The organism is Pseudomonas sp. RC10-4-2, assembly GCF_050433085.1.
Classification (GTDB): domain Bacteria; phylum Pseudomonadota; class Gammaproteobacteria; order Pseudomonadales; family Pseudomonadaceae; genus Pseudomonas; species Pseudomonas aeruginosa.
In genome coordinates this window covers 659,696-671,924 of sequence record NZ_JBNPXX010000003.1, presented here as the reverse complement: position 1 = coordinate 671,924, position 12,229 = coordinate 659,696, and the positions used below count along the sequence as shown (strand labels likewise).

Annotated in this window: 17 protein-coding genes; 8 read left to right on the top strand and 9 right to left on the bottom strand. The window is 66.8% G+C overall.

Going from position 1 to position 12,229, the window contains the following annotated elements:
• Nucleotides 1–11 precede the first annotated feature (11 nt).
• From FHW81_RS18565 to pnuC, 5 genes are all read right to left on the bottom strand, one after another.
• Complete coding sequence (locus FHW81_RS18565; RefSeq protein WP_003113480.1) at nucleotides 12–1,034, bottom strand: hypothetical protein; 1,023 nt, start codon at nucleotides 1,032–1,034, stop codon at nucleotides 12–14.
• A gap of 56 nt (nucleotides 1,035–1,090) precedes the next feature.
• Nucleotides 1,091–1,660 (bottom strand): hypothetical protein, encoded by a 570-nt coding sequence (locus FHW81_RS18560; protein ID WP_003113479.1) that lies wholly within the window; start codon nucleotides 1,658–1,660, stop codon nucleotides 1,091–1,093.
• A complete protein-coding gene (locus tag FHW81_RS18555) occupies nucleotides 1,657–2,145 on the bottom strand; it encodes a hypothetical protein (RefSeq protein WP_003113478.1) in 489 nt (162 codons plus the stop codon). The genes FHW81_RS18560 and FHW81_RS18555 overlap by 4 nt, the downstream gene beginning before the upstream one ends.
• 302 nt (nucleotides 2,146–2,447) lie before the next feature.
• Nucleotides 2,448–2,975, bottom strand: coding sequence for an AAA family ATPase (locus FHW81_RS18550; protein WP_003450281.1), 528 nt, complete (start codon nucleotides 2,973–2,975; stop codon nucleotides 2,448–2,450).
• On the bottom strand, nucleotides 2,972–3,547 hold the full coding sequence (pnuC, locus tag FHW81_RS18545; protein ID WP_003088324.1) for a nicotinamide riboside transporter PnuC: 576 nt from the start codon (nucleotides 3,545–3,547) through the stop codon (nucleotides 2,972–2,974). Before pnuC ends, FHW81_RS18550 begins: the two co-directional genes overlap by 4 nt.
• A gap of 283 nt (nucleotides 3,548–3,830) precedes the next feature.
• Here pnuC and FHW81_RS18540 point away from each other — a divergent pair, with 283 nt between their 5' ends.
• Together FHW81_RS18540 and FHW81_RS18535 are read left to right on the top strand one after the other, a co-directional pair.
• Nucleotides 3,831–4,664: an undecaprenyl-diphosphate phosphatase gene (locus FHW81_RS18540; RefSeq protein ID WP_003113476.1), complete on the top strand. Its 834-nt coding sequence runs from the start codon at nucleotides 3,831–3,833 to the stop codon at nucleotides 4,662–4,664.
• Nucleotides 4,665–4,734: 70 nt separating this feature from the next.
• Entirely contained in the window at nucleotides 4,735–5,457 is a 723-nt protein-coding gene (locus tag FHW81_RS18535; protein ID WP_004343273.1) for a DUF1294 domain-containing protein, read from the top strand.
• 10 nt (nucleotides 5,458–5,467) lie between these two features.
• On the opposite strand, the gene FHW81_RS18530 is transcribed toward FHW81_RS18535, so the two are convergent.
• Nucleotides 5,468–6,403 (bottom strand): LysR substrate-binding domain-containing protein, encoded by a 936-nt coding sequence (locus tag FHW81_RS18530; RefSeq protein ID WP_003119152.1) that lies wholly within the window; start codon nucleotides 6,401–6,403, stop codon nucleotides 5,468–5,470.
• Between the two features lie 147 nt (nucleotides 6,404–6,550).
• Between FHW81_RS18530 and azoR2 the strand changes: the two genes are divergently transcribed.
• Nucleotides 6,551–7,159 carry an FMN-dependent NADH-azoreductase AzoR2 gene (gene azoR2 / locus FHW81_RS18525; protein WP_003088332.1) on the top strand — a complete coding sequence of 203 codons (609 nt, stop codon included), beginning with the start codon at nucleotides 6,551–6,553 and terminating at the stop codon, nucleotides 7,157–7,159.
• A gap of 106 nt (nucleotides 7,160–7,265) precedes the next feature.
• A complete protein-coding gene (locus FHW81_RS18520) occupies nucleotides 7,266–7,532 on the top strand; it encodes a hypothetical protein (RefSeq protein WP_003088334.1) in 267 nt (88 codons plus the stop codon).
• 85 nt (nucleotides 7,533–7,617) lie between these two features.
• Here FHW81_RS18520 and FHW81_RS18515 read toward each other — a convergent pair whose 3' ends face one another.
• Nucleotides 7,618–9,207: an ABC-F family ATPase gene (locus FHW81_RS18515; protein WP_003111315.1), complete on the bottom strand. Its 1,590-nt coding sequence runs from the start codon at nucleotides 9,205–9,207 to the stop codon at nucleotides 7,618–7,620.
• Nucleotides 9,208–9,510: 303 nt separating this feature from the next.
• Between FHW81_RS18515 and FHW81_RS18510 the strand changes: the two genes are divergently transcribed.
• Both FHW81_RS18510 and FHW81_RS18505 read left to right on the top strand, forming a co-directional pair.
• Entirely contained in the window at nucleotides 9,511–9,846 is a 336-nt protein-coding gene (locus tag FHW81_RS18510; protein WP_003119150.1) for a hypothetical protein, read from the top strand.
• Between the two features lie 129 nt (nucleotides 9,847–9,975).
• A complete protein-coding gene (locus tag FHW81_RS18505) occupies nucleotides 9,976–10,347 on the top strand; it encodes a 5-carboxymethyl-2-hydroxymuconate Delta-isomerase (RefSeq protein ID WP_003139776.1) in 372 nt (123 codons plus the stop codon).
• Between the two features lie 20 nt (nucleotides 10,348–10,367).
• Here the strand turns inward: FHW81_RS18505 and FHW81_RS18500 are convergent, their stop codons facing one another.
• Entirely contained in the window at nucleotides 10,368–10,868 is a 501-nt protein-coding gene (locus FHW81_RS18500; RefSeq protein ID WP_003139775.1) for a hypothetical protein, read from the bottom strand.
• Between the two features lie 184 nt (nucleotides 10,869–11,052).
• Between FHW81_RS18500 and FHW81_RS18495 the strand changes: the two genes are divergently transcribed.
• Nucleotides 11,053–11,286, top strand: coding sequence for a hypothetical protein (locus FHW81_RS18495; protein WP_003450286.1), 234 nt, complete (start codon nucleotides 11,053–11,055; stop codon nucleotides 11,284–11,286).
• Between the two features lie 91 nt (nucleotides 11,287–11,377).
• Nucleotides 11,378–11,725, top strand: a complete 348-nt coding sequence (locus FHW81_RS18490; RefSeq protein ID WP_003088494.1) for an I78 family peptidase inhibitor — start codon at nucleotides 11,378–11,380, stop codon at nucleotides 11,723–11,725.
• Between the two features lie 66 nt (nucleotides 11,726–11,791).
• Here the strand turns inward: FHW81_RS18490 and FHW81_RS18485 are convergent, their stop codons facing one another.
• Entirely contained in the window at nucleotides 11,792–12,031 is a 240-nt protein-coding gene (locus tag FHW81_RS18485) for a hypothetical protein (RefSeq protein WP_003088496.1), read from the bottom strand.
• Between the last annotated feature and the right edge of the window lie 198 nt (nucleotides 12,032–12,229).

The window sequence follows — 12,229 nt, the reverse complement described above, 5'->3', positions numbered from 1 at the left end:
CTGGGCCAGGATCAGAAGCCAAGGCTCTCGCCACCGGCCGGGCAGCTGCTGCAACCGGCGGCGATGGACAGGGAGTTGCTCTGCTGGTTGCCGCCACCGGCGGCGATGTTCACCCCGACGTTGCCCGAGACGTTCTGCAACGAGTTGCTCAGGCTGGCGTTGTTGGTGACCGGGGTCTTGAAGCCGACGATCGCCGGGATGAAGCCGGACACCGTGCCTTTCAGGTCGACGTCGCCCTTTTCCTTGAAGGCGAACGCGCCGCCGTCGTGGTTCAGGTCCTTGGCGCCCTGGGCCTGGCTGTCCACGTCGATGTGGCCGGTATTGCTGCCGCCCGGATGGGTCTGGCCTTCCCAGGTGTCGAGGTAGACGTCGCCGATCTGGTCGGAGGTGCCCTTGTAGCTGCCGTCGGCGTTCAGCTTCAGCGACACGTAGGTGCCGCCATAGGCGTAGTTGGCGCTGTTGACGGTGGTGTTGCCGGTGGAGGTCTGCGACGCGGCGCTACCGGCAGTGCTGTACTGGCCGTTGGAGACGGCGGCGGCCAGGTCGTTCTTCTGCTGGTTGAAGTTGCCGGCGGCGACGTTCACGCCCAGGTTGCCCGAGACGTTGTTGGCCGAGTTGCTCAGCGATGCGGTGTTGGGGTTGGAGTAGTTGTTCAGCGTATTGCCGTAGCCGCTCTGCAGCACGCTGGTGCTGGCGGTCGCGGTGCCGAACACGAAGCTGGCGTCGGCGCTGGCCAGCGCGGCGGCGTTGGCCTGCTGGTTGTTGTCGCCGGCGGCGACGTTGACCCCGACGTTGCCCGAGGCATCCTTGATCGAGCCGCTCACCGAGGCATTGTTCAGCGTGCCGAAGTTGCTGACCTTGTTGTTGTAGTTCTGCTGCGTATCCACCACCAGGGCCGTGGCTCCGCCCTTGTTGTTCGACTGCGGGTTGGGTTTCGGCGGGTGCCAGCCACCTTCGTTTCCGGCGTAGGCCGATACCGACAGCACTGCAGCCATTGCCAGGGCCAGCGGGGTCAGGACCATAGTCGCTTTCATGGCGTTTCTCCTTGCATTTCTGTGCTTAGTGTTGGGCTTGTGTTGGCTTGGCAGAGTCATTCCATGACCCTGACGCTGAGGGTGTTCATCGACTGATTGCCCACCCCAGCGCTCTGGTTCACCTGCACCACGCCGCTGCTCCCGGCGAAGGCGCGATCGTCCGTCGAGACGCTGCGTCCCCCCGGGACCGGAGTGGCCGAACCGGAGACTTTGGTCAGCGCCACGCTTTGCGCGAGAACGCTGTCATCCAGGCTTTCCGGGCCGTTGCTGAGACTCAGCCGGAAGGCGTTGATCTGTTGGTTGCCGAGGCCGGCGCCCTGGTTGACGCCGAGGATGCCGCTGCCGCGCAGCGCCGCCCCCGAGATGCTGGCGCTGGCTGCGATCGGCTGGCTGGCGTCGAGTTGCAGATGCTGGCGCTGGTCGCTGCCGACGAGGGCCGCGGAGCCTACCGCGACGACACGAACGTTGCTCTGTTGCTGGGCGTCGCCGGCGGCCTGGTTGAGGGCGAAGTTGCCGCGGTAGGTGCCGCTGTCATCGATGCTGGCGCGATTGCGTGAGGCCAGCGGGTCGGCCTGGAGCGACGCGATACAGGCGAAGGCGAGGAGGAGGGCGGACAGGCGCTTCATTGACCACCCCCGAGCATCTGCAGCGGTGCCAGGCCCTGCTTGAGGCTGCCGTTGATCTGCCCGGCGAGGCCTGCGCCGGCGCCGCCTCCCGCGCCGTGGGTGGTGCCGAGGTTGCCGACGGCCTGGACCGTCGCCGGGTTCGCCGGCTGGCTGGCGAAACCCGGCAGGGCGCTTCCGGTGAGAATCATGCTGCGAATCCCGGAACCGCTGGTCACGATGGCGAAGTCGGCATCGCCCAGTTCGCGGCTCACGGTATTGCCGCTGGCCGCCCCGTTGGCGAGGGCGTTGACCTCGGCGGAGACGTTGGTGTCGACGACGGTGGGATGTGGGTCGGGCACCATGCTCGGACGGTAGGCGACCCGTGGCTGGACCTGGCGCTGGACGACGATCGTACCGTCCGCCGCATGCGCGGGGAGGCTCACCGGCACGGAGCCGACGATGACCAGCAGCGCTGGAACGACGATGCGTAGCGAACTCCCCGACATGATGGCGCTTCCTTCGTTGGCGCTGAGCCCTAATCAGCGTTGGCAGGGAGCGAGCATGGGGCGTGCCGGTTTTGCGTTTTCCTTGTCAATCAAGGGCTTGGAGGTGAGCGCCGGGGGAACCTGGCGGACAGTGTTGCATCCGTGCAACAGCAGGCCCGCCGACCATGGGGTCAAGCCTGCCGGGGAAGCGCCCGGAGCTGTTTCAGCGCCGAGACAGCTTTCCGCGGCGCCGTCGCGAAACGCTCTGCGCCAAGGGCCGGACTGTGCTGGCGGTGTATCGCTGGCGTGACAGGGCCGGCCCTTCAGCCGTCCTGGAGCAGTCCTTGCACTGCGGCGAAAGCCTGGCGCCGGCGCTCGGCCCAGTCGCCGGCGATGGCGCGGTAGGGCTGCCGATGCCGCTCCAGCCAGGCTTGGCATTCGCGGTGGAAGGCCTGGCGCTGCGCCAGTTCCGGCTGGCAGCGCTGGCCGTCGGCGCTCCAGGCCACGCCTTCCGGCGAGAGCAGCAGGTGCAGGTCGTAGCGCCGCCGCAGCAGGGCGGGTTCGAGCCAGTCCGGACAGTCGCCGAAGAGAATCCGGCTCCAGAGGATGTTGCTCAGCAGGTGGGTATCGAGGATCAGCAGCGCCGGCCGTTCCGCGCGAGCGGCCTCCTCCCAGGCCAGTTGCCCGCGGGCGATGGCGGGGATGTCGGCGTAGCAGGTGTCGCGGCGCTGTTCGTCGATGAAGTGGCGGACGTACTCGCCGACCACCCGGCCGCCGAAGCGGGCCTGGAGCTGCTCCGCAAGCCAGCTCTTGCCGCTGGATTCGGGCCCGGTGAGTACCAGCACCTTCATGCGGCGACGCCCTCGCGCAATGCCGGGTCGCGGCGCCAGGTCCGCCAGCCGTGGATCGCCAGCAGGGTGAAGAGGGCGTAGAGGGCGGCGGTCAGGTACAGCGCCTTGCTGGCGAAGAGCGCCACGAACAGCACGTCTACGGCGATCCACAGGGCCCAGCATTCCAGGCGCTTCTGCGCCATCCAGCATTGCGCCACCAGGCTGAAGGCGGTCAATCCGGCGTCCCACCAGGGACTGGCGGCATCGGTGTGGTTGGCCATCAGGTAACCGAGCGCGACGCTGCCGACCAGGCCCGCACCGAGCCCGTAGAGGCGCTGCGCGGCGTTCAGGCGGCTCACCGAGCGGCCGTCGTGGTCCTGCCCGCCGCGGGTCCACTGCCACCAGCCATAGAGCTGTAGCGCCGCGTAGACCATTTGCAGGAGCATGTCCGAATAAAGCTTCACCTCGAAGAATATCCAGGCGTAGAGCGCCACCATCACCAGGCCGATAGGCCAGCACCAGGGATTCTGGCGGACGGTCAGGTAGACGGCGATGGCGCCGAGCGAAGCGGCGAAGAGTTCAAGGGGTGACACGGAAGGCCCTCATGCGACGAGGACGCATTGTAGCGAATGTATCCGGCGCTTCGCGAAGACCAGGGCGGAGGGGACGGGCGCGGACAGATTTGTTCAGACGCCGGCTGGCAAGAATTCCAAGATTCCTGGCCGGCCGCTCTGGTAGCATGCCCGCCGGTTTCGACTTCGGCAGTGGGGGAACTGGTCGGGTTCTTCGGAGTCGTAAGGCCTTCATAAAAGACGGCGAGTGTATCGCCGAGAACAACGAAAGCTCGTTCGGGACAGTAGTAGAAGGGGGAGAAACATGGAGTGGTGGACTGCTTTCCAGGCGTTCATCCTGGGCGTCGTGGAGGGGCTGACCGAGTTCCTGCCGATTTCCAGCACCGGGCACCAGATCATCGTCGCCGACCTCATCGGCTTCGGCGGCGAACGCGCCAAGGCGTTCAACATCATCATCCAGCTGGCGGCGATCCTCGCTGTCGTCTGGGAATTTCGGGGAAAGATCTTTCAAGTCGTCCGTGACCTGCCGAGTCAGCGCCAGGCCCAGCGTTTCACCGCCAACCTGCTGATCGCGTTCTTCCCGGCGGTAGTCCTCGGCGTCCTGTTCGCCGACCTGATCCACGAGTGGCTGTTCAATCCGATCACCGTCGCCCTGGCGCTGGTGGTGGGCGGGGTGGTCATGCTCTGGGCCGAGCGCCGGAAGCATGTGATCCGCGCCGAACACGTCGACGACATGACCTGGAAGGACGCCCTGAAGATCGGCTGTGCCCAGTGCCTGGCGATGATCCCCGGCACCTCGCGGTCCGGCGCGACCATCATCGGCGGCCTGCTGTTCGGCCTTTCGCGCAAGGCGGCCACCGAGTTCTCGTTCTTCCTGGCGATGCCGACCATGGTCGGCGCGGCGGTCTATTCCGGATACGTGTACCGCGACCTGTTCCGCCCCGAGGACCTGCCGGTGTTCGCCGTCGGCTTCGTCACCTCGTTCGTCTTCGCCATGCTGGCGGTGCGTGCCTTGCTGAAGTTCATCGGCAACCACAGCTACGCGGCTTTCGCCTGGTATCGGATCGCCTTCGGCCTGCTGATCCTGGCGACCTGGCAATTCCACCTGATCGACTGGAGCACCGCCGGCGAGGTGTGAGGCCCGGGAACAGGCAAGAGGCGCGGCGCGAGCCGCGCCTTTTTTCGTCTGGCCGCCGCGGGTGGCTAGAATGCAGCGCGAAACGGGTAGCGAGCGAGTGGATGTGGATATGGAAAAGCCGGGCATGATCAGCCGCTGGTATGACGACAAGGGCTTCGGCTTCATCCTGCCGAAGACCGGCGGGGAAGAAGTCTTCCTGCATATCTCCGCGTTCCGCGGCGACCGCCGTCCCCGCCAGGGCGACCAGGTGTGGTTTCTCGCCAGCCAGGATGCCCAGGGCCGCCTGCGCGCCGAGAGGGCGCGGCTGGACGCGCTGACCATCGATCCGCCGACTGTCCGCCGTGGCGCCCAGGCGCCGGTGACGCGGGCCCAGGCGCGGCCGGCGCCGACTCCGCCGAGCGCGTTGCAGCGCCCGTTGGCGAAGCTGCTGGTCCTGCTGATCCTCTGCGTGCTGCCGGCCGCTGGCGCCTGGCGGATGTACCTGGACGGACAGGCCCTCTGGCCGCTGCTGGCCTATCCGCTGGCCAGCCTGCTCGCATTCGCCCTCTACTGGCGGGACAAGCGCAGCGCCGCACGCGGCGACTGGCGTACCCCGGAGGTCCGCCTGCACCTGTTCGAGCTGCTCGGCGGTTGGCCTGGCGCGCTGGTCGCGCAGCAGGTATTCCGCCACAAGACCCGCAAGCTCTCGTTCCAACTGGTGTTCTGGGGCATCGTCCTGCTGCACCAGTCGTTCTGGCTCGACAGCCTGCTCGGCGGGCGCCTGTCCGCCGCGCTGTTGCAGGGGATCGGCTGAACGGCGCGGCTCACTCGCGGGCGCGGCGGTAGGCCGGGCCGGTCTCGCCCGAGGGGCGTTGCAGGGCTTCCACGAGAAAGTCGATCAAGGCACGGATCGCCGGAATCTGGCTGCTGCGCGGCAGGTAGGCGGCCTGCATGGTGCTTTTCGGCAAGGTCCACTGCGGCAGGATGCGCACCAGGCTGCCATCGGCCAGTTCCCTGTCGCAGTAGCCTTCGGGCAGCAGGGTGACGCCGAGGCCGGCCACGGCGGCTTTCTTGCGCAGGACGAAGTCGTCGACGCCCAGGCGCGGTTCGCGTTCCAACTGGTAGCGGCTGCCATCCGGCCCGATCAGGGTCGCGTGGACCTTGCGGTCGTTATGAATAGCGCCGAGGAAGGGCAGGTCTTCGAGGTCTTCCGGATGTTCCAGGCGACGCCCGGCGATCAGCGACGGGGCGGCGAGGATCTGCGTGGTCGCCGGAGCCAGGCGCCGGCAGACCAGCGCAGGGTCCTCGTCGCCGAGTTCGCGCACGCGCAGTGCCACGTCCACCCCCTCGTTGAGCAGGTCGACCCGGCGGTTGGTCAGGAGGATTTCCAGCTGGACCTGCGGGTGTCGTTCGAGAAACCGCGGCAACAGGTCGGCCAGGTTGCTCGAAGCCATGGCCACCGGTGCGGAAAGGCGCAGCCGGCCACGCGGCTCGACGCTCAGCTCGGCGATCACCTGTTCGGCCATCTCCGCTTCCAGCAGCAGGTTGCGGCAGTGCTGCAGGTAGCGTTCGCCGACCTCCGTGAGCGCCAGCTTGCGTGTCGTGCGGTGCAGCAGGCGCACCTGAAGGCGCTCCTCCAGCTCGGCGATGCGCCGCGACAGGCGCGACTTGGGAATCCCCGTCTCGCGTCCGGCCGCGGCGAAGCCGCCGCATTCCACCACCTTGGCGAAGTAGTAGAGGTCGTTGAGGTCGTGGGGCATGCAGGCGCTCCGCTGGGGGAAAAACAGATTGTCCTATGTGTGGGACGAATAGTCATGTTTCTACCGACTAATCGTCGATTGGCCTTGCCGGTAGGATGCAAACCACTCGATCGCCACACTGCGATCCCCCACTTTCAGGAGCGAGACATGAAACTTTTGCATATCGATTCCAGCATCCTCGGCGACGCCTCCGCTTCCCGCCAACTGAGCGCCGAGCTGGTCCAGGCCTGGCGGCAGAACGAAGACGGGCTTGACGTCACCTACCGCGACCTGGCCGCCGACGCGGTGGCGCATTTCTCCGCCCTGACCCTGGCCGCCGGCAGCACCCCGGCGGAGCTGCGCGATGCCGCGCTGAAGCATGAAGTCGCGGTGGGTGAAGAAGTGCTGGAAGAGTTCCTCGCCGCCGACGTCGTGGTAATCGGCGCGCCGATGTACAACTTCACCATCTCCAGCCAGCTCAAGGCCTGGATCGATCGCATCGCGGTCGCCGGCAAGACCTTCCGCTACACCGAGAACGGCCCGGTTGGCCTGGCCGGCGACAAGAAAGTGGTGATCGTCTCCACCGCCGGTGGCGTGCATGCCGGCCAGCCGACCGGCGCGGCCCACGAAGGCTACCTGCGCACCGTGCTGGGTTTCTTCGGCATCACCGATATCGAAGTGGTTCGCGCCGAAGGCCTGGCCTATGGCGAGGAGCCCCGCGCCCAGGCCATCGCCGCCGCCCGCCGGCAGATCGCCGGGCAGTTCGCCGCGGCCTGATCCCCGCGTCATCGGAAAACCCCGCTTCGGCGGGGTTTTCGCGTTGTGCGCAGCGGCGCGCTGCGTGTAGATTGGCCGGACAATTACAAGCACAAGGAACCGGCCTGTGAGCGCGTGTTACTGCCGCAACTGCGGCGCCCGAGCGACCCGTCTCGTCGAGAACGGCATCTGCGAAGCCTGCAAGCGGCGCTCGGACATCAATCCGAAGAACGTCCTGATCGCCGCCGCCCTGATCGTCTACATCGGGGTGAACGTGGCTGCCTACATCAAGGACCACCCGCCCCGCGAGCTGACCGCCGAACAGCGCGAGAAGATCGCCGAGGGCCAGCGCCTGGCGACCCGCGCGGCGATGATGGCCGGCTACGTCGACTGAGTCGCGCTCCCCATAGGCCCTGCGCGTCCATGCCGGAATGAAAAAGCCCCGCGGATGCGGGGCTTTCGCGTTGCGCGACGGGGACTCAGACGATTACGCCCTGGCTGCGCAGGTAGTCGTCATAGCTGCCGCTGAAGTCGGTCACGCCGTTCTCGCCCAGCTCGATGATACGGGTAGCCAGTGAGGAAACGAATTCGCGGTCGTGGCTGACGAAGATCAGCGTGCCCGGATAGTTGTCCAGCGCCAGGTTCAGCGCCTCGATGGACTCCATGTCCAGGTGGTTGGTCGGCTCGTCCATCACCAGCACGTTGGGGCGCTTGAGGATCAGCCGGCCGAACAGCATGCGGCCCTGCTCGCCGCCGGAGATCACTTTCACCGACTTCTTGATCTCGTCGTTGGAGAACAGCATGCGGCCGAGGGTGCCGCGCACCAGTTGTTCGCCGCCCTGGGTCCACTGGGCCATCCAGTCGAACAGGCTCATGTCGTCGGCGAAGTCGTCGGCATGGTCCTGGGCGAAATAGCCGACGTCGGCGCTGTCGGTCCATTTCACCTCGCCGCCGTCCACCGGCAGGTCGCCGACCAGGCAGCGCAACAGGGTGGTCTTGCCGATGCCGTTGGGGCCGATGATGGCGACGCGCTCGCCGGCCTCGACCTGCAGGCTCAGGCCCTTGAACAGCGGCTTGCCGTCATAGCCCTTGCTGATGTTTTCCACGGTCACCGCCTGGCGGTGCAGCTTCTTGTATTGCTCGAAGCGGATGAACGGGCTGACCCGGCTGGACGGCTTGACCTCTTCCAACTGGATCTTGTCGATCTGCCGGGCGCGGCTGGTGGCCTGCTTGGCCTTGGAGGCGTTGGCCGAGAAGCGGCTGACGAAGGATTGCAGCTCGGCGATCTGCGCCTTCTTCTTGGCGTTGTCCGACAGCAGGCGCTCGCGGGCCTGTTCGGCGGCGGTCATGTACTCGTCGTAGTTGCCCGGGAACAGGCGCAGCTCGCCGTAGTCCAGGTCGGCCATGTGGGTGCAGACGCTGTTCAGGAAGTGGCGATCGTGGGAAATGATGATCATGGTGCTGTTGCGCGCGGTGAGCACGCCTTCCAGCCAGCGGATGGTGTTGATGTCCAGGTGGTTGGTCGGTTCGTCGAGCAGCAGCACGTCCGGGTCCGAGAACAGCGCCTGGGCCAGCAGTACGCGCAGCTTCCAGCCGGGAGCGACGGCGCTCATCGGGCCGAAGTGCTGCTCCAGCGGGATGCCCAGGCCGAGCAGCAGCTCGCCGGCGCGGGACTCGGCGGTGTAGCCGTCGAACTCGGCGAACTGGACTTCCAGCTCGGCCACCGCCATGCCATCTGCCTCGCTCATTTCCGGCAGGGAGTAGATGCGGTCGCGTTCGGCCTTCACCGCCCAGAGTTCCTCGTGGCCCATGATCACCGTATCGATGACGCTGAAGTCCTCGTAGGCGAACTGGTCCTGGCGCAGCTTGCCCAGGCGCACGTTGGGTTCCAGCATGACCTGGCCGGCGCTCGGCTCCAGGTCGTTGCCGAGGATCTTCATGAAGGTCGACTTGCCGCAACCGTTGGCGCCGATCAGGCCGTAGCGGTTGCCGTTGCCGAACTTGACGGAAACGTTCTCGAACAGCGGCTTGGCGCCGAACTGCATGGTGATATTCGCGGTGGAGATCAACTTCTTTACCTATAGAGGACTTACGCACGCCTGGACCATGGCGATACCGGTCTGCTACCGGTCTCGGCTTTCCGCTGCGCTCCATCTGGAGCATGGGGCGATCCTGCGGGCATTCGTGGAGTGCCGCAGCCAGCGTCATGACGTGGCTGTAGCGCGATGAAGGCGGGGTGTGATGCCTGGCATTCGGCGAATTGTCTCACAGGTGCGCCTGCCGTTGCATGACAGCGTACGCCGAAGCGGTTTTTCCCGCTGCCCGGCAGGTGGTAGAGTCCCGTCTTCCGCTTATCCGCAAAGGACTCCCCGATGAAGCCCGCTGTTCTCCCCGCGTTGTTGGTTCTGTCGCTGCTGGGTGGTTGCGGGGATTCATCGTCGGACGGAAAGGCCGCTTCCGGGCCGCTGGCGTTGCACTGCGGAGACTTCGGCAAACTCGAGGTGATCGACGGTTTCGCCAGTCTCAAGCTGCCCGACGGCAGCAGCGTCCAGTCGCTGGGCGGCGATGTCCGCAGCCTCGCCGATGGCCAGGCGCTGAGCGCGATTTCCTATAGCGACGGTTCGGTCCTGTACCGCCAGGCGGGCGACACGCCCGGCTACCTGTACACGCCGGCCAAGGGCCAGCGGCAGGCCTGCGAGACGCGCTGATCCGCGCCATCTACGCGCGGGTTTTCGCGGCCGCCGGGTTGATCTTAGCCACGCAGGCGCAGGCCGGCTGTCGCATCGCTCGTCGAGCCGCTAGAATCCCGCTCCCCATTCCCCGCAAGGCCCGCCAGCATGCCGCATCTCGTCATCGAAGCCACTGCCAACCTCCGCCTCGAAACGTCCCCCGGCGAACTGCTGGAGCAGGCCAATGCCGCGCTGTTCGCTTCCGGGCAATTCGGCGAGGCGGACATCAAGTCGCGCTTCGTCACCCTGGAGGCCTACCGGCAGGGAACCGCAGCGGTCGAGCGCGCCTACCTGCATGCCTGCCTGTCGATCCTCGACGGGCGCGACGCGGCGACCCGCCAGGCGCTGGGCGAGGTGCTCGGCGAGGTGCTCGCCGGAGCGGTGGCGGGCGGCGGCGAGGAGGGCGTGCAGGTCAGCGTCGAAGTGCGCGAGATGGAGCGCGCCAGCTACGCCAAGCGCGTCGTCGCCCGGCAGCGCTGAGAGACTGGCGCGCGCCTGGCTCAGATCCAGGCGTTCAGCGTCGCGCCGGCCTGCGTCGGGTCCTCTTGCCGTCCCGGCGCCTGGCCGTTCTGCATGGCGATCATCTCGCGCATGCGTTCGCCGATGCCTTTCTCCACCTGTTCGCGTTTCTCCGGCGGCATCGCGTCCAGTTCCTCCTCGGTCAGGCCGAGGCTCTTCAGGACCTGCTCGCGCATCCGCTCGGCGGGCGATTTCTGCATGTACTCCTTGAACTCGTCATAGGCCGACTTGCCTTCGCTGGCGCCGGCAGTGGCATTCGCCTGGTTCTGCTTCAGCGTCAGGTTCAGCTTCGCGAAACCCTCGTCCAGGGCCTGGCGGGCGGACTCCGTGGCGGGATCGGCGGCCTCGTTGCGCAATGGCGTGCCAAGGGCGGGGCGCGGTTTCAGCAGATCGCCGTTGCCGATCTCGGTGCTGGCTTGCCGCTGGTTGTTCGGGTAACGCGCAGACCAGCCGGAAAGGCTGGCGGGACCGATGCTGTTCATGACCTGCCTCCATGGAAATGAATGACCGCCGCTCCGTCGCAAGGGCCGTGCCAGGTCGCCGAACCCCGCGCCAGAGGGCTCGGTGCATGGCGCAGGGCGGGGCGGAGGCAAGCGCTTGCCGCGAACGGCAACGGCGTTCCTCGGTTAGAATGTCCAGCTTGTGCAGCAGGTTGCGAAGAGAGCCATGACCGACACTTCCGACGATCGAACCGGAGATGCCTCCGGCCTGTCGAAGCGCCAGGCATTCCATCGGCAGCACCGGCAACGGGCGGAGGAAGAGGCGCGGCGCCTGCTCGACGCCCGCGCCGAACAGGGCGGCCGCTGGCTGGACTGGGTCGCGGGCCAGCTCTACCTCCTGCGTCCGCCGGAATACGCGGCCATGGTGCGTCGCGAACTGCAGCGCCTGAGCGGCGACTGAAGCTGGCGAATTTGTCAGCGCGGATTGCAGTTTCGCCAGGAAACCCATGCCACTGGTAAGGTGGCGATCCCAGAAGATCAGAGGAGGCGGTATGCCTTTGAAGCAGTTTTCCAGTGCACTCGTTCTCGCGGCCCTGCTCGCCGGTTGCAGCAGCAACGGCGACAGCCCGTCCACCGAAGGCGCCAGCGTAGCCACCGGCAGCGCCAGCGCGCCCGCGGCCACCCCGGCAGCGGACGGCCGTTGCGATGCCAATGCGGTGCAGGCCTATGTCGGCAAGCAGGCTTCCGCGGCCATCGTCGAGGAGGCCCGCCGCGCCGCCGGAGCGGAAGTCGCCCGGGCGCTGCGCCCGCACGATGCGGTGACCATGGACTACAACCCGCGCCGGCTGAACATCGATGTCGACGACACGCTGGTGATCAAGCGCCTGTCCTGCGGCTGACCGCCCAGCCCCGAATACGAAGAAGCCCCGCATCGCGGGGCTTTCTCTTGGCCGTTCGACGAGGCCTCAGATGGCGGTACTGCGTAGGGCGGCGTTGGACTGGCTGACGGCGGTTTGCGGTTTTTCCTCGAGAATTGCCTGACGCTTGGCCTGGTATTCCTCGAACGACAGGCTGCGCCGGGCCAGGTCCTCCAGCGCCAGTTGCCTGACCTCGTCGCTGCTGTACGGGCGAGAGGGGTTGTAGTCGCTGGCGCAGCCGGCGAGGGCGAGGGAGAACAACAGTACGCTGATGAGTGCCTTGGCCATGACCGGCTCCTGGATTCGCTTTCCTGGGGGAATGGTCGAAAGGCTAACAACCGCGCCGCTGCGCTAGAAATCATCCTGCTCGATAGTGCTTATTCGTTCGGCTGAACGCGGGAAGAAGCGCTGCCGGCGGCGCCAGCCGGGCCGTGGGGTGGACGACGCGATTGGCGCCGCCCGCCGGCATGTCCCGCGCTCGGCCGG

Excerpts from the sequence above, each read along its gene's own strand:
- FHW81_RS18565 (WP_003113480.1), bottom strand. The coding sequence starts at position 1,034 with ATGAAAGCGACTATGGTCCTGACCCCGCTGGCCCTGGCAATGGCTGCA.
- FHW81_RS18560 (WP_003113479.1), bottom strand. The coding sequence starts at position 1,660 with ATGAAGCGCCTGTCCGCCCTCCTCCTCGCCTTCGCCTGTATCGCGTCG.
- FHW81_RS18555 (WP_003113478.1), bottom strand. The coding sequence starts at position 2,145 with ATGTCGGGGAGTTCGCTACGCATCGTCGTTCCAGCGCTGCTGGTCATC.
- FHW81_RS18550 (WP_003450281.1), bottom strand. The coding sequence starts at position 2,975 with ATGAAGGTGCTGGTACTCACCGGGCCCGAATCCAGCGGCAAGAGCTGG.
- FHW81_RS18540 (WP_003113476.1), top strand. The coding sequence starts at position 3,831 with ATGGAGTGGTGGACTGCTTTCCAGGCGTTCATCCTGGGCGTCGTGGAG.
- FHW81_RS18535 (WP_004343273.1), top strand. The coding sequence starts at position 4,735 with ATGCAGCGCGAAACGGGTAGCGAGCGAGTGGATGTGGATATGGAAAAG.
- FHW81_RS18530 (WP_003119152.1), bottom strand. The coding sequence starts at position 6,403 with ATGCCCCACGACCTCAACGACCTCTACTACTTCGCCAAGGTGGTGGAA.
- azoR2 (WP_003088332.1), top strand. The coding sequence starts at position 6,551 with ATGAAACTTTTGCATATCGATTCCAGCATCCTCGGCGACGCCTCCGCT.
- FHW81_RS18510 (WP_003119150.1), top strand. The coding sequence starts at position 9,511 with ATGAAGCCCGCTGTTCTCCCCGCGTTGTTGGTTCTGTCGCTGCTGGGT.
- FHW81_RS18505 (WP_003139776.1), top strand. The coding sequence starts at position 9,976 with ATGCCGCATCTCGTCATCGAAGCCACTGCCAACCTCCGCCTCGAAACG.
- FHW81_RS18500 (WP_003139775.1), bottom strand. The coding sequence starts at position 10,868 with ATGAACAGCATCGGTCCCGCCAGCCTTTCCGGCTGGTCTGCGCGTTAC.
- FHW81_RS18495 (WP_003450286.1), top strand. The coding sequence starts at position 11,053 with ATGACCGACACTTCCGACGATCGAACCGGAGATGCCTCCGGCCTGTCG.
- FHW81_RS18490 (WP_003088494.1), top strand. The coding sequence starts at position 11,378 with ATGCCTTTGAAGCAGTTTTCCAGTGCACTCGTTCTCGCGGCCCTGCTC.
- FHW81_RS18485 (WP_003088496.1), bottom strand. The coding sequence starts at position 12,031 with ATGGCCAAGGCACTCATCAGCGTACTGTTGTTCTCCCTCGCCCTCGCC.